Below are 25,781 nucleotides of genomic sequence, written 5' to 3'. Positions count from 1 at the left end.
CACATGGAGGGTTCTAAATGAGTGAACAAGTGATTATTGAGCGAGATGTTCCGTGTCAATTGCGCGATGGGGTGACACTATATGCGAATGTGTATAGGCCTGAAGGTGACGTGGAATACCCGGTTCTATTATCTCGTCTTCCTTACAATAAAAATCTACCAAACTTCTCGCACCGTTATATAGACCCGATTCGCATGGCGTTGAATGGTTATGTGGTGATTATACAAGATGTTCGTGGTCGTTTTAGTTCTGAGGGAGAGTTTACCCCTTTTACACAAGAGTTTGAAGATGGCTACGACTCTGTAGAATGGGCAGCTTCTCTACCTTATAGCAATGGGAACGTAGGAATGTTTGGCTTATCTTATTATGGCTTTACCCAGATGTTAGCCGCTATGACACAACCACCATCACTAAAAGCGATCTTCCCAGCTTTTACAGGACACAACATTGGACGTGACTTTTCCAAGCGAGGTGGCGCTAATGAACTCGCAAAGCTTGAGACATGGATTCTAGATTCAGTCGCACCAGACTACTTAAAAAGAAAGCAAGATTCAGAGACGTATGGTAAAACCTCTCAAAGACTGGTGGAGGATTTAAATAGTATATTAGATTGGCATAGCCATTTTCCGTTTAAAGAATGGCCACCTGCGATGAAGCACCCTGAACTACAGGAGTTGTATAAAACTTATATTAATGGTGAGTTGTCAGATTTAGATGGTGTGTCTATTGATGATGTGAAGGTGCCGGCCTTCCATATGGCAGGTTGGTATGACTGCTTTTTACAAGCGACGATTAATAATTTTGTAGAATTAGAGAAGCATCATCGTGGTGATCAGCAGTTAATCATTGGACCTTGGGGGCATGGCGTGTTCACCCCGTACTTTGGTGAGCGGTACTTTGGTCTCGAAGCCTCTGGTGACTTAATTGATGGTGTGGATGATGTCACATCACTTCATTTGAAATGGTTTGATCAATGGCTAAAAGGTGACGAGAGTGGAGTGTTCGATGAGAGTGCACCTATTATATTATTTGTGATGGGGGCAAACGAGTGGCGTAACGAGTACGAATGGCCATTAGCTCGCACGACATATCGTCCGTTGTTTTTAGGTGCTGGTGAAACGTTGACATTTGAGAAACCTGATAAGTTAATGTGTGATTCTTATATCTATGACCCTGAAAACCCGGTTCCGACAAAGGGTGGACCATCATTATTCATTCATGGGATCAACACAGGGCCTTTAGCACAAAACGACGTGGAGAAGCGTGATGAAGTATTAGTGTACACAACAGCGCCGTTAGATGAGGACCTTGAGGTGACAGGACCAGTTACGTTTAATCTTTATGCGGCAACTGATGCAGTGAGTACTGATTTTGTTGTGAAGTTGACCGATGTACTTCCTGATGGAACGTCGATTAACGTAACAGAAGGAATCATCAGAACAGATTCCGTTCATGGACCATTAGAAGAGGATGAGATCTACAAGTATGAAATCGACCTCTGGGCAACGAGTCAGCTATTTAAGAAGGGTCACTCCATTCGGTTACAGGTGACATCTAGTAACTTCCCGATGTATGATCCGAACCCGAATACTGGGGACACGCTTTTTGATACAACAAAAACAGTCAAAGCGAAACAAAAGATTTACAAGGGTGCAGACTACCCGTCGCACATCGTGTTACCTGTCATACAAGATTAGTAGGAGGCAAAACCCCGGCCGAGGCCGGGGTTTACTTTTTAGTAGATAGATTTGTCGGTGAAATGAATGCAAGTTCGTTCAAATGCAGAGTACTGTCACTGAAATGGGGGACAAGTGTCACTCAAATACAGTCAAGTGTACGTGAATAGAGCTTCAGTGTCGCTCATTGATAAAATCATGTGTTGTGTGAAATTTTTAACGTAAGAAAACTGAAAATTCTTACATATAATGGTATAATTAAACTAGAGGTGATTATATGAAGTTGCCAACGTGTTGGAATTGTAATTACCAGTTTTGGTGGCACGAATTAATGTTTATTTTCGGTTGGAAGAAAAAGTGTCCTGATTGTGGAGAAATGCAGTATGTCACGATTGATTCGATAAGAAAGACATACTTTCTATTTTTGCCACTTATGTTTTTTATCTTCATAGCACTCAATCTACCAGACAACTTTTTGGGTCAATTATTACTTTTAGTTGTGGGTATTCCAGCAGTTCTATCACCACAACCTTTTTTATTGAAATTCACCGACCATCAACAACCATTATTTTAAGGAGATGAAACTTTGACGCATTCACATGGAAAGCATACGATCCATTCGCATCACCATCACACGGTTTGGGATAAAAGTATAGTGCCGGTGTCATCGGTTCAGCCAGGTGTGAGTGTGAATTTTGAAGTGTTTGATGCATCTGGGGGTCAGTTGTTTAGAAAATCATCGGCTGAGGATGTGGCGAATTTAGATTTTGATAATGTGAATCCTGTGACGGGTCCGGTCTATGTTGAAGGGGCCAAGCCAGGTGACACACTTGAAGTGGAGATTGAGCATTTTGGAACGATGAGTTGGGGATGGACCGCGATTATTCCTGGGTTTGGGCTTTTAGCCGATAAATTTCCAGATCCATATTTGAAGGTGTGGGATTTGGATAATCAGAATAAGGCTCAGTTTGCGGATGGGATTGAGATTCCGACAAAGCCATTTCCTGGCACGATTGGAGTTGCGCTATCTGATGAAGGTGCACATAGTGTGGTGCCGCCGCGCCAGAATGGTGGCAACATGGATATTCGTCATCTAACCAAGGGGACACGTTTGTTGCTTCCTGTTTGGGTTGAGGGGGCGTTGTTTTCTGTCGGTGATACGCATGCTGCTCAAGGTGATGGTGAGGTTTGTGGAACTGCAATTGAAGCACCAATGGAAATTCAGTTAAAGTTTAAACTGCATAAAGGGAAATCGATTCAAGAGCCTCGTTTTATCACGCCGGGTCCGTTGACAACAGGTTTGGATGAACAAGGCTATTATGTTACGACAGGCCATAGTGATGACCTAATGGTGGCTTCGAAAAAGGCAGTTGAATATATGATCGAACACTTAACAGAAACATACGGGCTGAGTGACCAAGAAGCATATGCCTTATCAAGTGTTGCGGTGGACCTGAAAATTAGTGAAATTGTGGACGTACCGAATTATTTAGTATCCGCATACTTACCACAGAAGATTTTTAAAAAGTGATCTTGGCCCCGTCTTTGAATGGGGCTATTTCTAAGGAGGCAACTACATGCCTATAAAATTCAAGAAGATAGATGAAACAAATTACGAGGAGTGCGCAACGTCAGAGTTTGCGGCAGGTGAAATGGTACTATGCCACCAGTAGAGTAGGAGGAGCACATGAAAAAGGAAAACATCATTACTGCGGTCGTGTTAGCGTCCGTGTTGGCTTTATACATAGTTATTCAATTTGATAAACATACGGTCATGGGTGAGGAGCTCGAGAAACGCCTTGGTGAGAACGCGGAGTTTGTGCAACTAGATGTGACGGTTTTTGATGAGCAGACGGAGAATCACGTGGCTGCTTCACATATGACCATGTCAGCTGATGGGATTTCAAATTTATTTGAAGAGTTAGATTCACTCGAATTAACAAAAGTCGATGAGATAATGACGAATGCCAGATATCAGCTTCGGTTGACCTACAAAAAGGAAGTGAACAATAATCATTTTCAAGAACGCATGTTAATGATGTCAGTAAGTGAGGATCAGATTTTTATGAATCGACCTTATGAAGTTAAAGATGCCAATCCTGTTGAAATTTTAGAAACCTTCTTCGATGAAGAGGGGGTTGAAATAGAGGAAATGCGGTAGTGGTTAGGGGAATAAGTCTATGCTTTAAAAACAAACGCAGTTACATATGTGGTGAGAAAGCCATGACATAAACGGGCCGTTAATTCTTGTGAACAGGCCGTATATTTTTAAAATCAGGCCGTAAAATCTCAAAAAGGGGCCGTAAAAATTTGAAAACGGGCCGATAATCTTGAAAAAGAGGCCAAATAGATTTGAATTTTATTGGGGTTAAAGGGGGAGCGTATGAAGCAAAACATACTTATCATTACCGCGATTATAGGGGTGTTAGGACTTTATATATTTATTCAAACTCAAAAACATACGACCTTTGGCGAAAAAGTTCAGGATCAATTGGATGGCGGTGAGGTCTTGGGAATAATAGTGACAAAGTTTGAGGAAGATGAACCGGAATATCCGAGGTACCCTGACCGAGTTGCTGAGACAACACTGAAAAAAGAAGGTGCGCAAACATTTTTAGAGGGCCTTGAATCGATTAGATTAAAGGAAGTTGACAATCTTCTGGATCACCCAAAATATAGAATCACCATTTCATATGAGGTTGAAGTACAAGAGCGACATACACAGCATAAGACCATGTCATTCTCTTTAAATGAGGATTTGGTTCAACATGATGGAACGTATGAGTCAAAGGAAGATATTAACCCCGTCCAACTGGTTGAGGAATTACTTGAAGAACAGGACGTCGAATGGGAAAATTTACGTAACTAACTTTAGAGAAACAAGAGGGGATTTCATTGGACCAAACAGGATTAGTACTAGAGGGTGGAGGTAGCCGAGGCGTTTATACGGCTGGCGTGCTTCACTACTTAATGGACCAGAATATTTACTTACCATATACGATAGGGGTTTCGGCGGGGGCGTGTAACGGCTCGTCTTATTTATCCAGGCAGATTGACCGTAATCGGACGGTGAATATTGATTTTGTGAACCATCCAGAGTATTTATCGTTGCGTAACTGGATTAAGAAGCGGCAAATTTTCGGGATGGATTTTTTATTTGATACGTTACCAAATAAGCTTGCGCCGTTTGATTTTGACGCTTACTATGAAGCGGATGAAGAGTTTGTCATTGGCGTTACGGATTGTGTGACGGGTGAGGCCTTGTTTTATAAAAAATCGGAGTATCCAACTGATGTCGTGACGTTGCTTCGGGCTTCGAGTTCTCTTCCGATGTTCGCGCCGATGGTTGAATTTGATGGGCGCTATTTAATGGATGGCGGGATTGCTACACCAATTCCAATTAAGCAGTCTGAGAAGGATGGTAATACGAAGAACGTGGTCGTTTTAACGCGTAACCGTGGCTATTATAAAAAGCCTCAGTCGTTTATGAAGTATATGCGAAAGAAGTATGCTGACTTTCCTGGGTTGTTGGACGCGATGGAGAAACGTCATGAGGTCTACAATGACTTAACGGACTACATATTTGATCAAGAGGAAAAAGGCAACGTATTTGTGATCTGTCCGTCTGAAAAGTTAAAAGTCGGTCGGGTTGAGCGGAATAAAAATAAGTTAACTGCTTTGTATCATCAAGGGTATCAAGATGTGAAAGGCATGGAACATCAGTTGAAGGAGTTTTTAGGAGCCTAGAGTACCAAACGCGGCTCATTGTAGATAAAGGAATTTGTTTCCATTATGTAGAAGTAGATCAAGGAGTGTGTGTAATGGAACTATTGAAAAATTTCAATGAGTTTATAGTAGAGTATCGTGAGTCTTGGAACAGTACGGATGCGAATCGAATAGCTTCGCATAATTCTGATGAGCTTAAGGTTCGTTGGGCTAATCCAGATGGTGAAGTGTCAGACTGGGGAAGTGAGGGTTCCAAAGAAGGTTGGATTCAGGCTTACAAACAATTTGAAGGCCGTAATCCTAAATGGTACTTCGAGGATGTTTTAACCGTAATTAATAGTCAGCAAGAAGGTGTCGCCGTGTTTTGGGTGACGTTTGAAATTGACGGAAAACTAACGAACTCAAATTTATTATTCACCGAAACCTTCCGTCAAGAGAATGGGGAATGGAAGAAGATTCGAGAGTATATCGAGAACGGTTTTAGTAGTGATCAAAAAGTTCATACATAGGATTAGGGGGAACCGAAATGTATCCACCGAAGCATATTGTTTCGGCCGCGACGGTTGTATTAAATGAGAACAATGAGTTGTTATTGATTAAAGGGCCTAGGCGAGGTTGGGAGATGCCTGGTGGTCAAGTTGAAGAAGGCGAGTCGTTAGAAGAAGCGGCCATACGAGAAACGAAAGAGGAATCAGGTATCGACGTCGAGGTGTTAAAGTTCTGCGGAATTTATCAAAACGTTGAGCGATCGATCTGCAATACATTATTTTTATGTAAAGCAGTCGGTGGTGAGCCCACGACAAGTCCAGAAAGTTTAGAGGTCGGATTTTTCCCTATCCAAGAAGCGTTAGATATGGTGACGTTTGCGAACTTTAGAGAGCGAATTGAGGCTTGTTTAGATGAAGCGGCACAGCCTGTTTTTGTCGAATTTTAACTGTTTATGTCTGAGGGGCTCCATAGTATAATTAGTTTAGAATACTAATTGAAGGGAAGAGGACCTCAATTGGAAACGAAAGAATTTAGTATGATTATGCAGGAAATTCGTGAGTTGTCGGACAAGTTTAGTGGCTTGGAAGAGAAGGTCGACAACCTAGACAGTGAAGTGAAAGTCTTATCTGAGAAGGTTGATCAGAACACTCAAAGCATTCAAGAACTAAAACAAAGTCATGATGAATTGAGAGAAAGCCACGATAAATTAAGGTTAAGTCATGATGAGTTAAGAGAAAGCCACGATGAGTTAAGAGTGAGCCACGATGAATTAAGGCAGAGCCACGATGAGTTAAGAGTGAGCCACAATGAATTAAGGCAGAGCCACGATGAGTTAAGAGTGAGCCACGATGAATTAAGGCAGAGCCACGATGAGTTAAGAGTGAGCCACAATGAACTAAAAATCAGTCATGACGAATTAAGACTTAACCATGTTGAGCTAAAACAGGGTCAACAAGACCTGAAAGAAGGCCAGGCTGAGTTGAAAAAAGGACTCGATAGTTTAAATGAGAAGACAGAATATATACAACATAAATTAATGGATCATGATGAAGATATTTTTCATCTAAAAAAGAGAGCTTACTAGATTAAACCCACTACAACCGATGTAGTGGGTTTTGTTTAATTACAGGCTTCATGGTCACTGTAACCATTCTGCACCTTTAGGACGTGTCCTGTCTCTTTCTCGACGTGAACGAATTTCTGATCGCAAAAGTCACCTCTATGTCTGAATTCGACCGCGAAATAATTACCGTGATCTGTTACGACATCAATTTTTTCATGTGGGGCATCAGACCATTTAATACCAGGCGGTGTGTCCCAGGGCGAATCCTGGTTAGGTAAATAGGTGTTGAGTCGCCCTTCGATATGACGGTTGGCGATGGCCTGAGCCTGTTCTTCTGATAATGGAAGGTCATCTTGATTTATTTTGAGAGATTCAACTGCCCAAGATTTATTTGAGCTTTGGAACCAAATGATTGAGGCAACTGCGACAACGAGAATAATTGATGATAGAATGAGATTCTTTTTCATATTTTCCTCCGAACCTTGATTTGGTGAAAATTTTACCAGTTTTGAAGGTGGATTTCAACATGTTCCATGTACTGTTTGTCCGTACACGGGTGGACAACCAACCTTTTATTAATAGAAAGCGTGTGAAAGTCGATAGAAAGTGAGCTAATGTTGATAGAGAACGTTCAATTGTCGATAGGGTCGGCGCGATTGTAGATAGAGAGCGCTGGAATGTCGATAGGGTCGGCGCGATTGTAGATAGAGAGCGCTGAAACGTCGATAGGGACGGTGCAATTGTCGATAGAGAATGCTGGAATGTCGATAGGGACGGTGCAATTGTCGATAGAGAATGCTGGAATGTCGATAGGGTCGGCGCGATTGTAGATAGAGAGCGCTGGAATGTCGATAGGGTCGGCGCGATTGTAGATAGAGAGTGTTGAATTGTCGATAGGGACGGTGCAATTGTCGATAGAGAGCGCTGGAATGTCGATAGAGAACGTAGAAATGTGGATAGGGGCCGCGCAAATGTTGATAGAGAGAGCTTATTTGTTGATAGGGGAGGCGTAATTGTCGATAGGGGCAGGGCAGCTTTCAATAGAATACCATAAATATCGATATCAACTTGTTTGAAACATAATTAAGGGTCACTTCGTATATGTTGTAAGTACATACTTAAGGAGAAAAACTATGAAATTTAAATTTTGCATTCCAAAGGCAGACGAAGAATATGACCAAACGCTGAAGCAGGAAGGTTGGACGCCGTTAAAAGAGCCGAAAACGATAGGGAAGGCAACGTTGATTTCAGTCCCGTTTATGTTGGTCAACTTAGTAATGAGTTTAGCGGTTATTATATTGGCAGACGGTCTCACTTGGCGTGAATTTGGTTTTACTAAAGAAGGGTTTGAGTTCGCGATTACGATCTGGCATATACTTGGATTTTTTGCCATGATCATCATTCATGAGTTAATTCATTTTGTGTTTGTGCCGAACTTTTTAGGGTCCGAAAAAACGTACCTCGGGATTACGTGGCAGGCTGGGTTTATTATAACTGAAGATATCATCTCAAAATCTCGCTTTCTATTAGTCTCGTTTGCGCCGTTTATAGTGATTTCGGTCATTCTGCCGTTTGTGTTGGCTTGGTTTGATTTATTGACGCCATTTCTAAAGTTTTTAATAGTTTTAAATGGAGTTTCATCATCTGTCGATTTCCTGAATTCCTATATGATTATGAGACAGGTGCCTAAGGGAGGACAGATCATTAACAATGGTTTTAAGACATACTGGAAAGCTGCATAGATGTTATAATGGTTCTGAGGTGAGTCAACATGGTCTGTTTTTTAAATTCGTTTTTAATTGCCCTTTTTACGTTTATATACTTAATTATTTTTTCATTAATCCAACCGCTGTTCGGTATTGAGAGTGACGGCCTAAATACATTGAGCCATGTCGCGGGGCTTGCGTTGTCTATTACGCTTGCTGTTTGGACGACGAAAAAAGTATTACCAAAGGTGTCACGAGGTCAAGTGTGCGAGAGGGGAGTACGTTATTAAAAAAGTAGTTGTTGTTTTAGTAATGCTATTTATTTTCATAGGTGGGATGACACGGTTATATCCGCAGTCATTCCTTAGTGTATCGGATTATAAGTTTGAACCGGATACTGGCGAGGTAGCAGGTTTGCAGGAAGACCTTGAGAATTTAAAAACATTAATAGAGTCTGACACAACGGAAGATGCGGCAGTGATGCGAGCCGAGACAGTAGTTGATTTATTCAATATGGAATGGCTCCATGATTCAGTAGAAATGGATGACGCATATTTAGATCAAATAGGCTTGTTGCTCTCATCAGCAAGAGAAGATGTCATGACGTTAATGGTACGGGAAAATTATAATGAAACCACCAAGGAGTGGCTGGCTCTAACAAGTTATAACTTAATCAACGCTGAAATTAAGTTGGCCAGGTTAAGCGAATCGAATTGGGCATCAAGAAGGGAGCTAGATCATGAGTTTAGAAGGATGCATCAAGATCTAGCTAATAGTATAGATCATTTCAATACTTTCTTTGAACGTCGTGTTAGCTTAGGATCTGAACAGTAAACGAAACGAGTGCAAAGAATGATATTAAGAAGTATAAATAACCGAATGCTTTTTTGCCTTCTTTGTAGGCAGAAGCCCCTGACACACCTGTCACTACGGCTATAAGTAAGAATAAGTTAGTTGACGATAAAGAAAATCCATCATATGTGTTATGTAAAACAAAGATCAACGCGGCAATCCCAAAGATCGCGAGTTCAATTTTTCTAAGCATCAAAAACGCCCTTTCTAACAAACTATTGAATTCAAGTATATCAAAAAGAGGAAAAAACGGAACACCCTTTATGCGTGGGTGTTCCGTTTTCCTCATAAATCTGGATTTTTCCCTATAAAATTAATTTTTTCCTTATATATTTAAAAATTTCCTTATAAATCTGGAAAATTCCTTACATATTAAAATTTTTTCTCATAAATTAACCATTACAATGCGTCGCCGATGACTTTTCGGTAGTAGATGACCGACAGGATTCCGAAAATAGAGTAAAGTCCGGTATAGAGTCCCATCACCAAGAGCATTGGCGTCCAAACTTCGGATCCGAAGAAGAACCAGCCTGATTGGACGGCGAAATAACTGTGCAGTAACCCGATGGCTAGCGGGATTCCGAAGTTAAAGAGTTGCTTATACTGGATTCCTTTTAACAGGTCAAATTGAGTAAACCCGAGTTTTCTGAGGACGGTGTAGCTAGGTTTCTCACTTTCGCTTTCATCCATTTGTTTAAAGTAAAGAACGCAGCCTGACGTGACAAGGAAAGTTAGCCCAAGGAAGCCGACGATAAACATGACAAGTCCCATGTTCATCTTTTGATCTCGAATCGACTGAAGTTGCGACTCGTTCCCAGCAAATTCATGAATGCCATGGTTGAAAAATAAGTCATTAGCAGTTTCTAACTCACTCTCACTAACATCGACTCCTGTGAACATGAGCGAGCTGCGTTGGTAGTCCGGGTCCATGTCAGCACGTAATGTCTCGTAAGTTGATTCATCAACCACTGCGAGCGGCATGCCTCCACCATTAGTATAATATGATGATACTAGGTACTCACGGTTAAGGCCAGTTTGCTCAAGTTCATGCGTGTCGCTCTGCCCGAACAACGTGATTTGACCTGAATTCTTAATGGACATGAACCTCATCATTAAGTCTGAGTAGCCTGTAAGTAATGTATCCCCTTGAGCTACGTCAATATGGTCAAAGTTGGCATCGCTGACGAGCGGAAGTGTTAATCTGCTTGGGTCCATGGTGATCGTCGGGTCTTCATCTATATCAAGCTCTAAAATATCTGAAACATTGGCCTCGTATTGAATCACTTCTATTTGTGTCATGGAGTAGTCGATCTCGTTGTTCTCCAAGACAGTTGTAAATTCCTCAACAGACCCCTCATCTGCTAACGCAAAATCGTGTACGACATAATCTTCAGCAAGTTGTTCAGCTGAGTAGTAAGAGATATAACTTAAGCTTAATAACCCAATCGCTAAAGCTGAGATGGTCGTAATAATCGTTAGTAATAACGCATTCGATTTCATTCTGAACATAATCGATGATAATGACATGACTTTGTTGATGTTCAAATAGCCCTTTTGTTGCTTGCGGATGAGTTGGAAAATAAACGCGACGGATCCTTTGTAAAACAAGTACGTTCCGATAATGACTGACCCTAAGATGAACAACATCGCCATGTACAGTTCTTGGATGGACATAAATGCCCCGTCGAATAACATCTGTGACACGTAGTAGCCTGTGCCAATCATCGCAATTCCGAAAAAGCCAATGATCATTTGCCAAATGGACATTCGTTTAACCTTGGTTTCAGTAGATGATCTAACTTGGAACAAGGCTAGTATACTTTGTTTTTTAATAAAAATATAATTCGTCAACATAATCAGTAAATAGATTCCGAAAAAGACGAGAACAGTTTGAACTAGTGCTTCTTGAGAAAAGGTTAAAGTTGCGACGGCTTCTACGTTTGTAATTTTAAACACAATCATGACAATTAATTTTGATACCGAGAAACCTATTACAAGGCCGATGATCATGGACGCAAAATAAAGAATAAAATTTTCGATACTTAAGATGCGAAAAATTCGTCCTTTCGTCATCCCAATTAACTGAAATAATCCAATCTCGCTGCTCCGGCGCTTAATAAATAAGTTGTTCGCATAAATCAAGAAAACTCCTACAATCACGATCAGGACAATTGATCCAGCCTTAACAGCTGCTTGGCCTTTAATCGAACCAGTTGCAGGGTCCATCGATGGATCGTATTGCAGGGTGACAAAGGCAAAGTAAATGGCGACACTAAAGATTAAGGCAAATACATACAAATAATAGTTACTTAAATTTTTCTTAAGGTTGCGTAGGATCAATTGATTAACGTTCATGTTGCACGCCACCTAATACGCCCTGTGTCTTCATAATGTCCTGAAAGAAGCTTTGTCTATCTTCATTGCCTTTATTAAGTTGTGTGTATACTTGCCCATCTTTTATAAAAATAACGCGTTTACTGTAGCTTGCCGCCACGGGGTCGTGTGTCACCATCATGATCGTTGCCTTTAGTTTGTCGTTCAAATCGCTAAGTTTATTTAATAAGTTGGAAGCTGACTTCGAATCGAGCGCCCCTGTTGGTTCATCAGCAAAAATAATACTCGGTTCATGAATGAAAGCACGTGCTGCAGAGGTCCGCTGTTTTTGCCCACCAGAGATTTCATTTGGATATTTATCTCGCACGTCATAGATGCCAAGCTCATTTGCCAGGTCTTCAAAACGTTCACTGGCTTCCTTTTTTGAAACCTTTTGAATGGATAGTGGCAGTAAGATGTTCTCTTTTACCGTTAAAGTGTCAAGTAGATTATACTCTTGAAAAATAAACCCGAGGTGATGCTTGCGAAATTCTGCAAGCTTCTTCGATTTCATACTCGTAATCAGGTTACCGTCTACCTCGATCGTCCCATGGCTGACTTGATCAATGGATGATAGAACGTTCAGCAATGTCGTTTTACCAGAACCGGATGCCCCCATAATACTAACGAATTCACCTTCTTCAAGGTTCAAATCGATGCCTTTCAATACTTCTTGTCGATTAAATTTGTTTCCAAAGCTTTTATGGATTTTGTGAGCTTTAAGTAGACTCATGTGAAAAACTCCTTTTCCGTTTATCTGAATTCATTGTAAAGGGGGGATGGGTGTCTTTTCCTTCATTTTACCTAACAATTAGGAAAAGCATGTGACGTTTTTGTCACATGCGTGTGAGGTTGATGGTTTTTTGAATGATTGGTGTGACTAAGTAACCTATGATAAAGCCTGTTGTATTAAGGATTAAGTCGTCGATATCCATGCTCCCGCGTTCTAAAATTAGTTGAAGTGTTTCTATGATGCTAATCGACGTGACAGCGATTAATATTAGTGTGAGTAAATTGGGACTTTTAGCGATTAAACGATAATAGATTCCAAGAGGAGCGGTTAAAGCAATGTTGGCACCGATGTTATAGAGCGCCACAAGCGGTTCAGCATTTCCTGATAAATATAATTGGATTGTTTCAAATGGCATCATATTAATGTTGTCGGCACCTGGTCCGTTTGGTCTGAAAAATAATAACGTGATTAACCCCGCTGTGTAAATCACTATTCCTAGGTGGAGTACGTTAACAGGGATTGTAATCTTTTTATGTGACCACAAAAGGCCGGCAAAAAGGCCAAGCGCAGTTACACAAACCCACGCGACACCGATGACGACGGCATGTAAGTAGTCCATGAGCTCAAGCCAGGTTGGGAACAGGATGATAAAAATGATCTGTGAAAATAAGATACTTGTTACGAGTTTTTTCATAGGTCACCTGCAATTTGAGTGAAGTCATTTTTTTCAGGAAAGGTCAAGGTGAAGGTCGTGCCTTCTCCCAAAGTTGACTCGACATTTAGCTTGATTTGTAATGAGTTGGCCACCTGTTGCGCTAGGTAAAGCCCCATGCCTGTAGCGGAGTTGTCTTGATGCTTCTCTGTCGATGTGAATCCTTTTTCAAATATACGCGGCAAGTCTTTGGCGTCAATACCACGGCCGTGGTCTTTGATTTGAAGCTTGGAGTGGCCGCTTTCCTTATAACTTTTTAAAATAATATCGGCCTTCTCACTATATTTAACGGCGTTTGATAGCAATTGTCTGATGATGAACGCTAGCCATTTTCCGTCTGTTAAAACCTCGTTCACCTCAAGGTCAACGTCAAATCCGATTCCTTTGTGAATGCACCAGGATTTAAGGTCTCTAATTTCCTGGTGAATAATGGGCTCTAAGGCTGTTTTCTCAATATATAAATCATTTTCAATAATCGCCATTCGTTTTCTATGTAATTGTTGGTCTAGAAGTAAATGAATTCGAAGCCATTCGTAATTTAGGCTCGTTTTCAATGCTTGGTCGTCAATTCGATCAATGATGAGTTGCATGGCTGTTAAAGGTGTTTTCACTTCATGAATCCATGAAAGCAGTTCATCTTTTTCTTGTTCTAAATGGGTTCGATTATTGGACTCGATTTGTTTTAGCTGTTCAGACTGTTGAATGATATTTTCCGAAACCATTTTCTCAAAAGGAGAGCGTGGTTTCGCTAACTCAGTGTCATCCAAATAATTAGACCGTTCGTTTAATGATTTATAAAAACGTGTTTCCCGGTGATAGCGAATAATCAGGAAAAACACAAAAACGACGCTTGATAAGAACGAATAATAAGCGATTGTCCCTAACGCGATTTGGGCATCAAGGTACGATAGAAATAACAATAAGGCATGTAGCATCACCCATAGTAAGATCCAACTTTTTCGTTCGATTATAAATTTCCCAATCATATTTTTACCCTTCCTTAGCTATGTAACCTTGTCCGACCTTTGTTTCGATGTTAGAGCCCAGATCAATCTCATCAAGGCGCTTTCTTAAACGATTCACATTGACGGTTAATGTGTTGTCGCTGATGAACCGCTCATCCTCCCAAAGGCTGTGAATGAGGTCCTCACGGCTGACAATATTGTTTTTGTGTTCGATTAGTTTTTTTAAAATATACGTTTCGTTTTTCGTCAATTCAATCGTGCCGTGGTCATTGGAAACAGCATTTTTTTCATAATCAATCGTCGCCCCACACCACGTCTTCAGTTGCACTTGATCCGTGTTGTAGTTATAGACGCGACGAAGAGTGGCCTGAATTTTGGCAATGAGAACATCAAAATGGAAAGGCTTTTGAATATAATCATCCGCCCCAAGCTGCATTGACATGACCATGTCGGTCGGGTGGTCACGTGACGAGAGGAAAATAATCGGCACATTCGAATGCGCACGGATCATGCGACACCAATGAAACCCATCAAACTTGGGAAGCTGTATATCAATAACCACAAGGTCAGGCTTGATTTCAGTGAATTCTTCTATGACCCTCTCGAAATTTTGTATTCCATATACATCATAAGACCATTGCGTTAATCGTTCTTTGATTTCATTAAAAAGGGACTCGTCATCCTCAATGATGAGTAACTTAAACATCGTATCATCCTTCTAATTTTTCTTATTAACGCTAGTATACCAAATGTTAGCAACTGACGTAGAGAGAGGTTGCTGAAGAGAGGAGAGTTTTCGCCGAAGAGGGAAGAGATTTCGCCGAAGAGGGAAGAGATTTCGCCGAAGAGGGAAGAGATTTCGCCGAAGTACATTGAATCGTTCAATACCTAACGGATAACTGAGTCAGTTTTTAGAAGGAAATTATAAAAAAATGTCGAAGTAGGTTATTAAGGAAAAAAATGTAATAAAGCAGAGGAATCCCTTATGTTAACTCTAAAAATTAATACCATTGAACAATCAGCTAGTTGGGTGAAGCGTCATGCTCGTCCTTTAGAAGTGGCAAGGTGGGAGTATGAGTTTGAGGAAGGTTCGCAACAAAATGTGATGAACTATCTATCGGCTTTTCAAAACGAAGATGGTGGGTTTGCGCATGGACTTGAGCCGGACTTCTGGGTGCCTCACTCAAATGCGATGGCGACGTGGGCTGCGGGAAGAATCTTAATTGAACTGGATGCGCGTGCGGATCACGAGATTGTTCAGAAGATGGTGACGTATTTAATTAATACGTCTCAAAAGTCGGGAATGTGGGCGTCGGTGATTCCTGAAAATAGTGATTACCCTCATGCACCTTGGTGGGGTTACTCGGAAGATGCTCAGAACAATTGGATGTTTAATCCGAGTGTGGAGCTCGCGGCAATGTTAATTCACTGGTCTGATGAGGAAGATGAGGCGTGGCAAGTTGGATGGCAGTCTGTTTCAAAAGCCTGCGAACGGCTTATGGCAGCAGAGGAAATGGACTTTCATGAAGTTAGTAATTTTAAACAAATGACAAGTTTGCTAGATTTACATAAGAAAGTTTTCAAGAATCAAACAGGTCATGATTATAATGTTGTTTTGGAAAAAGTAAAAAGCTTAATTTTACATAGTGTCGAGCAGGATCCAACTAAATGGGGGACGAGTTATCAACCGTTTCCACTTGATTTTATCGACGGTCCGAACGATCCGTTAGTCGGTGAGTTCGAAACGCTAATCGATCAAAACTTAGATTTTTATATTAACGAGATGTCCGATGAAGGCATATGGGATATTTCATGGGAATGGGGAACGTACCCGAATGAATTCGCGATTTCAAGACGTTATTGGCAAGGCATTCTAACTGTTGACCGTTATAAACTATTAAACCGTTTTGAGAGGGTGTAGGGATGAAGAGCTTAGAAGATTTCAAGGAGTTAGAATGGATTGACGAGGAAGTAGCAACTCAGGATTCTGAAGACTTGAAGGTTAAACATGTTGTTCCAAATCGCTTTAGTCATTATTGTAAAGTTTTGAACCCGATTTTTCGTGATGAAAAAATCAGCGACGAGTCTCTTTTATATCGTGATTGTGACCCAGACTCGGTTGAACTTACTTTTGGAGAAAAACTGTCGTATAAAGATTTGGCTAATAAATACGGATTGTCTCTTTCAAAAGAGTTCAGTTCGTCGACCATCGCAGAAGCATTAGGGGGTTACCCGCGTTACATGATCCTTGGGGGAGAAGGGACGATTGAAGAAGATGCCTTTCAAGAGGTATTATCTGTTTTAAAGCTTTTTACACCACAAGAACAATGCTATTTTCATTATAGTTTTTTAAAGATCATCGGAGTGATACATAATTTCGACAATCATGAGCACGGCCTTCTCTATGAAGGGAGTCTGGATGATGTTCGAGCCGCTTACGATAAGGGTGACCATGTTGGCTTAGGTTCTCCAACCTATTGGTGGGCAAAGGACCAGAGCTGGTGTATTCACACAGACTATGATTCAGATTTCTCCATTGTATGCGGAAGCAAGGAACTAGTGGAGGCGCTATTGTCAAACCCGGAGATCGAATGTATTCAAGTTGATTTAGATACGAAGATTGGTCGGTCGTTCTAATTCGCTGTTGGGTCGTATATATTGACTAGGGGTGGAGTCGGTGAAACGTAAAAAAATAGTCATTTCTATTTTAGTCATGTTGGCGCTATTATTGGTGTGGGGACTTATCTATTACAATAACTCGTCTTTAGAAAAAGTAGTTCAAGATGACTTTTACGATGAGCCAGCTAGTATTCTAGAAAGGGTTCAAGTCGGGGACGAAACGTTTGTGATCATTGATTCAGGTGACTATATGAACGGTGGTTTATATCGAAAGGGATTTTTTGGGTGGAAGCAAGAGGTTGGCAATGCTCCGATTGTGAAGAGCTTCGAACAGGAAGGAATACGGTACGATCAATATAATGTTTTAAATTTGGATCAATCCGGGGTTATCTATGGATTCGTCAACCCTGACCAAGTTGATCATGTCCGGTTTACGAATGAAAAATTTGACTTGCGACATAATGTTGATACGTTTTATTGGTACATTGTGACGCCTTTTAGTTTATCGAGTTTTGATCCGAATCAATTTAGTATTATTAAGAAAGACGGAAGTGAAGTGTTTTACCCGTTTGAATAGAGAGGTGGTAGAATGAGTAAAGAATTTGAATTGAGTTTTAGAAACAAATATGTAAGAGTTTGGTTTTTTATGATTCTCCCGCTCATAATCGTAAGTTCAATTTTATATTACATCTTGCCAAATGAATACTCTATATTTGTATCTCTGTTGTTGCCGCTGGGAGTCATCGTATATTTTAGTTGGTATTTTTATGATAAGAAGTAAATTTCCTTATAAAATTGATTTTTTCCTCATAAAACAGGATTTTTCCTTATAAATTAAAATTTTTCCTCATAAATCTGAAAAATTCCTTATAAATTCAAAAAATTCCTCATAAAAGTAGGCATCAAGCCGCGGCTTGATGCCTTTCATCTTTTAAATCACGTTAATGACGATTTTGCCTTTTGCGTGGTGGGTTTCACTTAGTTCGTGTGCATCTTGAATTCCTTGTTCCGTTAACGGGAAGCGGTGGCCGATAATGACCTTGAGCTTGCCGTTTTCCATTTGGTCTGCAATTTCTTTAAGTTGCTCGCCTTTTGGTTCTAGCCAAACGAAAAAGGCTTTGACTCCGTGTTCGTTCGCCTTTTCTTCCTCAGGTGGTGCTGCCACAGATGCGAGTTCGCCGCCTGACTTCAAGACCTTGTAGCTTTTCTCTTGGATGTCGCCGCCTAATGTATCCAGGACGAAATCATAGTCAGAAAGCTCTTCTTCAAAATTTTGTTTCGTGTAATCAATGACCTCATCTGCGCCGAGTTCTTTAACGAGCTCGACGTTTTTCGTGCTGCAAGTAGTTGCAACGTAAGCGCCAGCGTTTTTCGCTAATTGAATCGCAAAGGATCCAACGCCACCAGAGCCTGCATGGACTAACACCTTGTCGTCTTCTTTAACGCTACCGTGTTCAAACAAGCACTGGTAGGCGGTTAGTGCAGTTAATGGTGTTGCTGCCGCCTCTTCATAGCTGATATTTTCTGGGATCTTAGCTAACAGATGCGCGTCCACGACTGTATATTCAGCATACGTTCCGCGATTCGTTAGTTCAGGGCGTGCAAATACTTTGTCGCCTACTTGATAATCGGTCACACCTTCACCGACTTCATCAACGACACCGGCTACGTCCCATCCTAAGATAATTGGGAATTCAAATGGAACCATGTCTTTTAAATAGCCTTCGCGAAGCTTCCAGTCGATCGGGTTAATGGACGTCGCATGCACTTTGACCACGACTTGTCCTTCTTCAGGAGTTGGCTTTTCAAACTCCTGTTCTTGTAAAACGTCTTTATGTCCATATTCTTTCATTACAATTGCCTTCATGTTGTCACCTCGTTTGATTGATGTTTTTAATCTGTGTTGATTCTAATAGGTTATTCATAGGCAATTGTAAAAGGTAAGTAACTATACTTAAACTATTCTGCTCAATCATTCAGTAAATCGTGCAGCATCTTATCTCGATGTTGTAAAAAATACTTCGTGATCTGGTAGTGATCCGTTTCCTCATAATCGATGGTCGTAATTTTTTCTTCGTCAAAATTAAAGATCGTGGCCTCAGGATAGCCGAGTAAAATCGGAGAATGTGTCGCAATAATGAATTGACACTCGCCTGTTTCGGTTAAGTTATGTAATATTTTTAAAAAAGCAAGCTGGCGCTGAGGTGATAGTGCAGCCTCGGGCTCGTCGAGTAGGTAAATGGCTTTGCCGCCAAAACGATTTTTGAACAATGACAAAAACGATTCACCGTGTGATTGCTCGTGAAGCGACTGGCCACCATAAGCATCATAGACGCTAGGGTTTTCAATGCTAAGTTCATCAATATATGAGGCAAAGTGGTAAAAAGACTCTGCTCGTAAAAAGAAGCCGTTCGACACCTTGGGCAACCAAGATAAACGAAGGTAAGGGCCAAGGTCGGAGCCGGCAGCGTGGACATCATAATAGTTATTGCGACCTCCACCTGCTGTATTAAAATCGCATTTGTCGGCGATGCCTTCTAACAATGTCGACTTGCCAGAGCCGTTTTCACCAACGAAAAATGTGACGTTGGATGTTAAGTTGAGTTCCGTCAAATTTTTGATGGCAGGAATGGTAAAAGGGTATTGGTTGTAAGTTGATATTTTCTCGTGTAAGAGTGTTAATTTTTTCAAAAACATTGAATCAGCACCTGACTTAATAGAGTTAATTATATTATAGATATTGTTTAACTAAATCGCGAATGGTCTCGCCTTTAGGTAGAGGCGCGAGGGTTAGGTAGCCATCGGGGCCTGGTTCCGCGTTCTTTTGGCAACTGAGGTCAGGCTTGCCATTAATCATCATCATGCATGTTGTACAAAGCCCCGTTCGGCATGAAAAACGATAAGCGATGCTCGGGTCGTGTTCTTGATAGATGGTTTCGAGTACGTTGAGAACGGTCATGCCTGTCGTATAGTCAATAGTGTATTGGCTGGTGTAATCTCCGCGGTTAATTTTCACGTCAAGTTTCACCATTATCAGCCTCCTTTTGAAGCACATTTAATTGATTGTTCTTTAAATGAACTTTGTTGTGAAACACTGAGCGGTTTGCCTCAGGATGATCCGCGTTAAAATGTGCCCCACGACTTTCCTTACGGTTGATGGCCGATAAAATAATGGGTTCGGCGGTTGTCATCATATGCTTCGCCTCGATGTAGTCTAGAATGTCACGTGAATAGACGTCTTGATTCGTGATGAGCACGTCATCAAGCTGTTTCTGTAAATCTTTTATTTGGTCAAAAGCTGATTGCAAACCACAATCGGTTCGGATTACACCCAAGTAATCCATCATCAGCTCTTGAAGCTGTTTTTTTATTTGAAAAGGACGATGTTTTCCTTGTTGGTTAAAATTAACCGAAGTAACACGCACGTCAGATTCGGCCTGTGACACATAGTGGGCAGCACGTTGACCGGCTCGTGCACCAAAAACAAGACACTCAGACAATGCGTTATTCCCTAGTCGGTTTCCGCCATGAAGTCCCCCTGCCGTTTCACCTGCCACCAAAAGTCCTGGAACGTCCGTTTGGCCATGTTCGTCAATGTGCACACCACCCATCATGAAATGAGCAGCTGGGCCAACTTGGATCCGGTCGTTTTCAAGGTCGAAGTCACGGTCACGACATAACTGGTATTCATGAGGGAATTCTTTTTTGACTTGGTCAATAACGTCGGTTGCATCTAACCACAATGGTCCACGTCCTTCGGCAATCTCTGTTGCCATCGCAAGCGCTAGTGTATCACGCGTCGCATCTTCGAGTGTTTCAGGCGCGTAATTTTGCATAAACCGTTCGCCTTGATTATTAAAAAGCTTCGAGTAATGATAAAAACTTATACACAAGCCTGCGATGGAAGCGGGTGAGATGACACTAACGGGATAAAACTGCACCTGTTCCATGTCGATTAAGGTTGCGCCTGCTCTCAAGGCGAGTGCATATCCGTCGCCTGTTGATTGAACAGGGTTACTTGTTATTGGGTATAGCTGTCCCGCTCCACCAGTTGCTAGAATCGTTGCTTGGCTAATGATTTTATAAAATCTATTCGTCGTTAGGTCAAGCACGAGAGCGCCGACGACCTGATCATTAGATTTTAAGAGTTGGGTCGTAATCACATCACTCCATGTTGTAATCCGCTCGTCTTTAGTCACCTTTTTTCGGAGAGTATGTAAAAGCCCAAGTCCAGTCTTGCCCTTTTTCGCACTAATGGACCTAGGAAGAGTGTGCCCTGATGTGTGAGATAGCGCCACTTGATCACCGTGACGATCTAGTTTTAACCCCCATTCAATCAAATCTTCTAATCTATGTTCAATGTCATTGACCAATGTTTGAGCAAGAAGCGAGTTACTTAGGCCTCGACCGCTTTTTTCGATGTCACTTAAATAACTTTCTGGTCCGTCCTGTTCATGCGACCAATCACCAAGGCTAGCGATTTGAACGGCACCCGTTGACGACCCACTACGCCCGAGAGCCCCTTTATCTAATACAAGCACTTGTTTGTCTTCTTGTGCCGCGTATGCAGCCGCTGCTAGCCCCGCTGTTCCCGATCCAACCACTAACACGTCCGTATGAATGGTGTTCATCGCCAACCCACCTTTCTATATCAAACTCTTATTACTATTAAATGATTTAAGCGTATCGTACCATGACAATGAATTTTATTCGAATGTCATATATTTGAAGCCTAATGTCTCAAAAACGTGGTCTGGTCCCTGTCAAGTGGACACCTAATTACCGCCCATTTTATGCTGCTTTGTTTTGATACTTTTTAGGTGTGGTGCCTAGTTTTTCTTGCACTCTAACCGTGTTATAATAATCGATATAGTGATCGATGAGGTTAGATGTTTGCTTGAATGTTTCAGGATTGCCGAAATGTTTAATTTCAGTTTTAAAGTGACTGAAAAAACTTTCTATACAGGCATTATCCCAACAGTTCCCTCGCCTCGACATCGAGGGAATTAAGCGCATTTTTCTGACTCGTGCTAAGTATTGTGGGTTTGTGAATTGAATGCCTTGATCTGTGTGGAGGATCGCATTCTTCTCAAACCCTTTTTCTTTTAATTGGTCAACTGTATTATAAACAAGCTTCAACTCTAATGACGGTCCAAATGTATAAGCCACAATCTCGTTGTTATAAAGGTCTGTAATAGCGCATAAATAGGCCCAACGTTCGACAGGTCGATAGACCTTGATATACGTAATATCCATGCAGAATTTCTTTCCTGGTTTGATAGCTTTAAATTGCCTTTCCAAGATGTTCTTGACATAGCGGGGTTCTTCAGTGTACTTCCTGAATCGTTTTCGGATTTGACACTTGAGCCCATAATTTCTCATAATCCTTGCTATGCGCTTCTGATTAATCTTAATTCCAAATTGGTCTTGAATGGCAAGTTTCACTCGGCGACGCCCAATGGTTCCTTTAGCTTGTTTAAACACACAATGAATATACTGATAGATTTCCTCATCTCGATATTCTTGGGTATAGACACCACCACGTTTAACCCAGTCATAATAACCAGACGTTGAAACGTTCAGTAAATCAGCTAGACCGATAACGGAATACTCATGCTTATGAGTATGTATAAAGACAAATGCATCTCGTTTACTTATCACCTCCTCTTCAGATCCATAAGCTTTTTTAAATACATAATTTCCAGTTCTAAAGACTTGTTTTGTTTTTTCAGTTTCTCTAATTCACTTTCTTCCGCATCATCTGTCGATTTAGGTCCTCTTTTTTGACGGTATAAAGCTTCATAGCCACCATCTCGTACTTTACTCACCCAATCGCTCACTCGACGCCTGCTATTCAAGCCATACTTCTCGACTAATTCTGTTGATGAAACACCATTAAAATATTCTTGTACCACTTCTTTTTTTAGATCAAAATCATATGATTGTCTTTTGCTTCGTTCTGCCATAGATAGCCCTCCTCAATTATGGGTGGAAGTTGGTTTGACATCGAGCCTCCGGACCCATGGTTAAATGCTCTGGGTGCTAGGGTTAAACAAACAAGCATTTCCCACAACGATACCATGGGTCCTACTCGATATAAAACCCCTTCCGTTTTCTAATTTTTTTGGGCGCTAATTTCAGTGTCCGTTACAGTGGTACCATATCAACGAGTCTCAATGTCTCATAAAAAGGGTTCAATACCCGTTTTCGACAAAATTCGAGCCCTCAAATGGCTCACGTATGTCCCATAAAAGCAAATCAATGGTCCAAACTTTTGCGCTCAACTGCAAAAGTTTTTCATATTTTTCACAGTCATGCATCATAGGCTAGTGGAAAGGAGGGGATTTTCAGTGACGAAGGTCGGCTTTTTGTATCCGGGGTTTGCAGCTGAGGATGATTATCTGTTGCTTGGTACGATGGTGGATCCAACGGTTGAGGTGGAGTTAGTCCATACAAAATTCAACCGTGATGCGCATACGGTTGAAGCGTTGACAGAGATGGGAAGCGTCAGAAGGCTGCTTGAAGGTGTCGAGAAGCTGAGAGGGACCGGGATTGAGTCGGTTATGTGGACGTCGACGAGCGCGAGTTTCACATTGGGCATCGAAGGGGTACAGCGGCAAGTGTCAATTTTAGAAGAGTCCCTGCATGTTCCGGCTTCCACCACGGCATTGGCGTTTGTCCATGCGGCGGATGCGATCGGAGCAAACCGAGTGGCGATTGCGGCGACTTACCCAGATGAAATCGCGCGCTTGTTCAAACAATTTCTGGAGATGCACGGATTCGAGGTTGTCAAGTTTTCAAGCAAGGGCGTCATTACGGCCGCAGAAGTTGGTACGTTGCAGCGTGAAGAAGTGATTGATTTAGCGGTGCAAAACGACTCCGATCGAGCGGATACACTGTTAATCCCTGATACGGCTCTACATTCAGCCTCTTGGATCGATGAAATAGAAGAGGCTATTCAAAAACCAGTTCTGACAGCGAATCAAGTGAGTTTTTGGGAAGCCCTTCGCTTAGCGGGAAAATTGACTGCTCAAACAGGACTCGGCACGTTATTCCGCGAGCCATTTAAAGGGGTGACTTAAATGTTATACCGAGCGACACCGGGTCAGGTGAGTTATGGAGAATCGATTGGCATACTGTTGCTAGACACATTCACGCCTTTTGTGCCTGGTGATGTAGGCAATGCGACGACTTATTCGTTTCCTGTTAGGTTTCAGCGTGTGGATGGATTTACGTTTACAAAATTGTTGACGAAGGATCCTAAATTGAAGGAGCCTCTATTAGAAGCCGGGCATCAGCTCGTAAAAGAGGGAGTTCGAGCCATTACAGGTGACTGCGGGTACATGGCTATGTTTCAAAAAGAAATTGCAGCCGAACTGAACGTGCCTGTCTTTTTATCTAGTTTACTTCAGTTACCGTTTATGTCGGCTATGCTTGGACCTGATGAAAAGATCGGCATTATTTGTAGTCATTCTAAGTATTTTGATTATGATTTACTAAAAGGGTTAGGACTTGAGGTGGACCCTGTTAAGTTTGAAGTCATCGGTATGGAGACGCAAGAGCACTTTCGCTTGGCGGCACATGTTGAAAATGGGCTATTAGATCCAGAAGTGGCTGAAGATGAAGCTGTGTCAGTTGCGGTGGATTTAGTTAATCGTCATCCTGAGGTGAAAATGATTCTACTTGAGTGTAGTAGCCTTCCGCCATACGGTGCTGCGATTCAACAGGCGACGGGTTTGCCAGTGTTTGATTACATTACGATGATTAATTACGTCCATTCAGCCGTCGTAAAATCAAAGTATATTGGGTTCATGTAGCTAACCTTCTAGTAACGCATGGTAACTCACAAGCTCACCATCAACTTCCACTAAAATGACAAACGGCGCATCACCGTCTTGGTACTCATCTTTAGTCGAGTAGACGGCCGTACCTTTCGGCAGCTGACTCGCGTAAAGATTTCGATACCACCACGTGTTGGTCGTTTGTTTTTTGATTTCTCCTATTTGAACACCTTTTGTATAATCCCGGTCTTTTTGCGGATTTGAAGAGTATATGATGCCATCTAGCTTAATCAGGTCAGCGTCAGGATTACCTTCCAAAATGTCTTTTGCAGATGGATTATCCGTCGCCTGACAACCTGCCACGATCAAAAGTATCAAAGCTAAAGCTATTATACGTTTCATAATAAGCCCTCCCTAGTTAACTAAATTTTAACATAAAATTCCTAAATGAAAGCGGCGAGTTTTATAATCAAGTAAGGTTAGGGCAGGTATCAGCATAACTGAACCATTAATCACAATCCAAACAACACCTTCAACATGGTACAATGATAAAAGTACTATGACGAAGGTGTTGTTTATGTCATCTACACCTAGAAGGAGAAGTTTATGAAGCGTAATATTTCTCTTAAAACAAAAATTCTTACCTTAATTACGTCACTTTTATTTATTGTGACCATCCTGATTACTGCTATTAATGGTTACATAGAATATAATCAAACGAAAGATGCTGTGGGGCAAAGAGCATTGGATGTTGCGACGTCAATCTCATTAATGCCAGAAGTGATTGAAGCCTTTGAATTAGATAAACCATCAGAAGTTATTCAGCCAATTGCTGAAAGTATTCGAGAGCAAGTTGGTGCTGAGTTCATTGTGGTAGGTAATAAAGACAGTATTCGTTATTCCCACCCTCGAGGAGATCGTTTAGGAAAGAAAATGGTCGGGGGCGATAATGAACCAGCACTGGTACATGGAGAATATTACCAAACAAGCACTTTGATGTCTGCGGTTGCTGTCGCTGCAGTCTTTTTATATTGGTAAATGACCTTTACGCGTGTAAACACGTGTAAAGGTTTTTAAGTAGTTAGA

32 protein-coding genes are annotated in these 25,781 nt (G+C 41.4%); 18 read left to right on the top strand and 14 right to left on the bottom strand.

Annotated elements, in window-relative coordinates; all coding sequences use genetic code 11:
• Positions 1 to 17 precede the first annotated feature (17 nt).
• The 9 genes from ACTWQB_RS00610 (at position 18) to ACTWQB_RS00570 (ending at position 6,975) form a co-directional block, all read left to right on the top strand.
• Positions 18 to 1,697, top strand: coding sequence for a CocE/NonD family hydrolase (locus ACTWQB_RS00610; protein ID WP_443137245.1), 1,680 nt, complete (start codon positions 18 to 20; stop codon positions 1,695 to 1,697).
• Between the two features lie 256 nt (positions 1,698 to 1,953).
• On the top strand, positions 1,954 to 2,250 hold the full coding sequence (locus ACTWQB_RS00605; protein WP_443137244.1) for a TIGR04104 family putative zinc finger protein: 297 nt from the start codon (positions 1,954 to 1,956) through the stop codon (positions 2,248 to 2,250).
• Between the two features lie 12 nt (positions 2,251 to 2,262).
• Positions 2,263 to 3,207 carry an acetamidase/formamidase family protein gene (locus ACTWQB_RS00600; RefSeq protein WP_443137243.1) on the top strand — a complete coding sequence of 315 codons (945 nt, stop codon included), beginning with the start codon at positions 2,263 to 2,265 and terminating at the stop codon, positions 3,205 to 3,207.
• Between the two features lie 156 nt (positions 3,208 to 3,363).
• A complete protein-coding gene (locus tag ACTWQB_RS00595; RefSeq protein ID WP_443137242.1) occupies positions 3,364 to 3,837 on the top strand; it encodes a hypothetical protein in 474 nt (157 codons plus the stop codon).
• 222 nt (positions 3,838 to 4,059) lie between these two features.
• On the top strand, positions 4,060 to 4,545 hold the full coding sequence (locus tag ACTWQB_RS00590) for a hypothetical protein (RefSeq protein ID WP_443137241.1): 486 nt from the start codon (positions 4,060 to 4,062) through the stop codon (positions 4,543 to 4,545).
• 26 nt (positions 4,546 to 4,571) lie between these two features.
• Positions 4,572 to 5,423, top strand: coding sequence for a patatin-like phospholipase family protein (locus tag ACTWQB_RS00585; protein WP_443137240.1), 852 nt, complete (start codon positions 4,572 to 4,574; stop codon positions 5,421 to 5,423).
• 74 nt (positions 5,424 to 5,497) lie between these two features.
• Positions 5,498 to 5,911: a nuclear transport factor 2 family protein gene (locus ACTWQB_RS00580; protein WP_443137239.1), complete on the top strand. Its 414-nt coding sequence runs from the start codon at positions 5,498 to 5,500 to the stop codon at positions 5,909 to 5,911.
• A 17-nt stretch (positions 5,912 to 5,928) separates the two neighbouring features.
• Positions 5,929 to 6,336, top strand: coding sequence for an NUDIX hydrolase (locus ACTWQB_RS00575; RefSeq protein ID WP_443137238.1), 408 nt, complete (start codon positions 5,929 to 5,931; stop codon positions 6,334 to 6,336).
• A 69-nt stretch (positions 6,337 to 6,405) separates the two neighbouring features.
• On the top strand, positions 6,406 to 6,975 hold the full coding sequence (locus ACTWQB_RS00570) for a hypothetical protein (protein ID WP_443137237.1): 570 nt from the start codon (positions 6,406 to 6,408) through the stop codon (positions 6,973 to 6,975).
• 35 nt (positions 6,976 to 7,010) lie between these two features.
• Here the strand turns inward: ACTWQB_RS00570 and ACTWQB_RS00565 are convergent, their stop codons facing one another.
• Positions 7,011 to 7,421, bottom strand: a complete 411-nt coding sequence (locus ACTWQB_RS00565) for a hypothetical protein (protein WP_443137236.1) — start codon at positions 7,419 to 7,421, stop codon at positions 7,011 to 7,013.
• 666 nt (positions 7,422 to 8,087) lie between these two features.
• On the opposite strand from ACTWQB_RS00565, the gene ACTWQB_RS00560 reads away from it, so the two are divergent.
• Genes ACTWQB_RS00560 through ACTWQB_RS00550 form a run of 3 tightly spaced genes read left to right on the top strand, consistent with a single transcriptional unit; the run spans position 8,088 to position 9,494 of the window.
• Positions 8,088 to 8,696 (top strand): DUF3267 domain-containing protein, encoded by a 609-nt coding sequence (locus tag ACTWQB_RS00560; RefSeq protein ID WP_443137235.1) that lies wholly within the window; start codon positions 8,088 to 8,090, stop codon positions 8,694 to 8,696.
• 29 nt (positions 8,697 to 8,725) lie between these two features.
• Positions 8,726 to 8,950, top strand: a complete 225-nt coding sequence (locus ACTWQB_RS00555) for a hypothetical protein (RefSeq protein WP_443137234.1) — start codon at positions 8,726 to 8,728, stop codon at positions 8,948 to 8,950.
• Between the two features lie 46 nt (positions 8,951 to 8,996).
• Positions 8,997 to 9,494, top strand: a complete 498-nt coding sequence (locus ACTWQB_RS00550) for a hypothetical protein (protein WP_443137233.1) — start codon at positions 8,997 to 8,999, stop codon at positions 9,492 to 9,494.
• On the opposite strand, the gene ACTWQB_RS00545 is transcribed toward ACTWQB_RS00550, so the two are convergent.
• The 6 genes from ACTWQB_RS00545 to ACTWQB_RS00520 all read right to left on the bottom strand — a co-directional run bounded on the left by ACTWQB_RS00545 (position 9,472) and on the right by ACTWQB_RS00520 (position 15,001).
• Positions 9,472 to 9,705, bottom strand: coding sequence for a hypothetical protein (locus ACTWQB_RS00545; RefSeq protein WP_443137232.1), 234 nt, complete (start codon positions 9,703 to 9,705; stop codon positions 9,472 to 9,474). The genes ACTWQB_RS00550 and ACTWQB_RS00545 overlap by 23 nt on opposite strands.
• 206 nt (positions 9,706 to 9,911) lie before the next feature.
• The gene (locus ACTWQB_RS00540; RefSeq protein WP_443137231.1) at positions 9,912 to 11,867 is read right to left on the bottom strand and encodes an FtsX-like permease family protein; all 1,956 of its coding nucleotides are present in this window, start codon (positions 11,865 to 11,867) and stop codon (positions 9,912 to 9,914) included.
• Positions 11,857 to 12,618: an ABC transporter ATP-binding protein gene (locus tag ACTWQB_RS00535; protein WP_443137230.1), complete on the bottom strand. Its 762-nt coding sequence runs from the start codon at positions 12,616 to 12,618 to the stop codon at positions 11,857 to 11,859. Before ACTWQB_RS00535 ends, ACTWQB_RS00540 begins: the two co-directional genes overlap by 11 nt.
• A gap of 103 nt (positions 12,619 to 12,721) precedes the next feature.
• Positions 12,722 to 13,312 carry a VanZ family protein gene (locus tag ACTWQB_RS00530; RefSeq protein WP_443137229.1) on the bottom strand — a complete coding sequence of 197 codons (591 nt, stop codon included), beginning with the start codon at positions 13,310 to 13,312 and terminating at the stop codon, positions 12,722 to 12,724.
• Positions 13,309 to 14,316, bottom strand: a complete 1,008-nt coding sequence (locus ACTWQB_RS00525) for a sensor histidine kinase (protein ID WP_443137228.1) — start codon at positions 14,314 to 14,316, stop codon at positions 13,309 to 13,311. Before ACTWQB_RS00525 ends, ACTWQB_RS00530 begins: the two co-directional genes overlap by 4 nt.
• A 4-nt stretch (positions 14,317 to 14,320) precedes the next feature.
• Positions 14,321 to 15,001, bottom strand: a complete 681-nt coding sequence (locus ACTWQB_RS00520; RefSeq protein WP_443137227.1) for a response regulator — start codon at positions 14,999 to 15,001, stop codon at positions 14,321 to 14,323.
• Positions 15,002 to 15,280: 279 nt separating this feature from the next.
• Between ACTWQB_RS00520 and ACTWQB_RS00515 the strand changes: the two genes are divergently transcribed.
• The 3 genes from ACTWQB_RS00515 to ACTWQB_RS00505 are packed head-to-tail and all read left to right on the top strand — an operon-like array spanning position 15,281 to position 17,491.
• Entirely contained in the window at positions 15,281 to 16,216 is a 936-nt protein-coding gene (locus ACTWQB_RS00515) for a hypothetical protein (RefSeq protein ID WP_443137226.1), read from the top strand.
• 2 nt (positions 16,217 to 16,218) lie between these two features.
• A complete protein-coding gene (locus ACTWQB_RS00510) occupies positions 16,219 to 16,932 on the top strand; it encodes a hypothetical protein (RefSeq protein WP_443137225.1) in 714 nt (237 codons plus the stop codon).
• Positions 16,933 to 16,972: 40 nt separating this feature from the next.
• Positions 16,973 to 17,491: a hypothetical protein gene (locus ACTWQB_RS00505; protein ID WP_443137224.1), complete on the top strand. Its 519-nt coding sequence runs from the start codon at positions 16,973 to 16,975 to the stop codon at positions 17,489 to 17,491.
• A gap of 354 nt (positions 17,492 to 17,845) precedes the next feature.
• Here ACTWQB_RS00505 and ACTWQB_RS00500 read toward each other — a convergent pair whose 3' ends face one another.
• The 6 genes from ACTWQB_RS00500 to ACTWQB_RS00475 all read right to left on the bottom strand — a co-directional run bounded on the left by ACTWQB_RS00500 (position 17,846) and on the right by ACTWQB_RS00475 (position 22,880).
• A complete protein-coding gene (locus tag ACTWQB_RS00500) occupies positions 17,846 to 18,781 on the bottom strand; it encodes an NADP-dependent oxidoreductase (RefSeq protein WP_443137223.1) in 936 nt (311 codons plus the stop codon).
• 101 nt (positions 18,782 to 18,882) lie between these two features.
• Entirely contained in the window at positions 18,883 to 19,611 is a 729-nt protein-coding gene (locus ACTWQB_RS00495; RefSeq protein ID WP_443137222.1) for an AAA family ATPase, read from the bottom strand.
• Between the two features lie 34 nt (positions 19,612 to 19,645).
• The gene (locus tag ACTWQB_RS00490; protein ID WP_443137221.1) at positions 19,646 to 19,945 is read right to left on the bottom strand and encodes a 2Fe-2S iron-sulfur cluster-binding protein; all 300 of its coding nucleotides are present in this window, start codon (positions 19,943 to 19,945) and stop codon (positions 19,646 to 19,648) included.
• Positions 19,932 to 21,545: an L-aspartate oxidase gene (locus tag ACTWQB_RS00485; RefSeq protein ID WP_443137220.1), complete on the bottom strand. Its 1,614-nt coding sequence runs from the start codon at positions 21,543 to 21,545 to the stop codon at positions 19,932 to 19,934. The genes ACTWQB_RS00490 and ACTWQB_RS00485 overlap by 14 nt, the downstream gene beginning before the upstream one ends.
• A 160-nt stretch (positions 21,546 to 21,705) precedes the next feature.
• Positions 21,706 to 22,575 carry an IS3 family transposase gene (locus ACTWQB_RS00480; RefSeq protein WP_443137219.1) on the bottom strand — a complete coding sequence of 290 codons (870 nt, stop codon included), beginning with the start codon at positions 22,573 to 22,575 and terminating at the stop codon, positions 21,706 to 21,708.
• On the bottom strand, positions 22,572 to 22,880 hold the full coding sequence (locus tag ACTWQB_RS00475; RefSeq protein WP_443137218.1) for a helix-turn-helix domain-containing protein: 309 nt from the start codon (positions 22,878 to 22,880) through the stop codon (positions 22,572 to 22,574). Before ACTWQB_RS00475 ends, ACTWQB_RS00480 begins: the two co-directional genes overlap by 4 nt.
• Positions 22,881 to 23,264: 384 nt before the next feature.
• Between ACTWQB_RS00475 and ACTWQB_RS00470 the strand changes: the two genes are divergently transcribed.
• Both ACTWQB_RS00470 and ACTWQB_RS00465 read left to right on the top strand, forming a co-directional pair.
• Entirely contained in the window at positions 23,265 to 23,996 is a 732-nt protein-coding gene (locus ACTWQB_RS00470) for a maleate cis-trans isomerase family protein (protein WP_443137217.1), read from the top strand.
• Positions 23,997 to 24,731: an aspartate/glutamate racemase family protein gene (locus tag ACTWQB_RS00465; RefSeq protein ID WP_443137216.1), complete on the top strand. Its 735-nt coding sequence runs from the start codon at positions 23,997 to 23,999 to the stop codon at positions 24,729 to 24,731. It begins immediately after the preceding gene.
• Here the strand turns inward: ACTWQB_RS00465 and ACTWQB_RS00460 are convergent, their stop codons facing one another.
• Positions 24,732 to 25,097 (bottom strand): lipoprotein, encoded by a 366-nt coding sequence (locus ACTWQB_RS00460; protein ID WP_443137215.1) that lies wholly within the window; start codon positions 25,095 to 25,097, stop codon positions 24,732 to 24,734.
• A gap of 204 nt (positions 25,098 to 25,301) precedes the next feature.
• Between ACTWQB_RS00460 and ACTWQB_RS00455 the strand changes: the two genes are divergently transcribed.
• Positions 25,302 to 25,733, top strand: a complete 432-nt coding sequence (locus tag ACTWQB_RS00455) for a hypothetical protein (protein ID WP_443137214.1) — start codon at positions 25,302 to 25,304, stop codon at positions 25,731 to 25,733.
• Positions 25,734 to 25,781 lie beyond the last annotated feature (48 nt).

The organism is Piscibacillus sp. B03, assembly GCF_052246295.1.
Taxonomy (GTDB): Bacteria; Bacillota; Bacilli; order Bacillales; family Alkalibacillaceae; genus Piscibacillus.
This window is presented reverse-complemented; position numbering and strand designations above follow the sequence as displayed.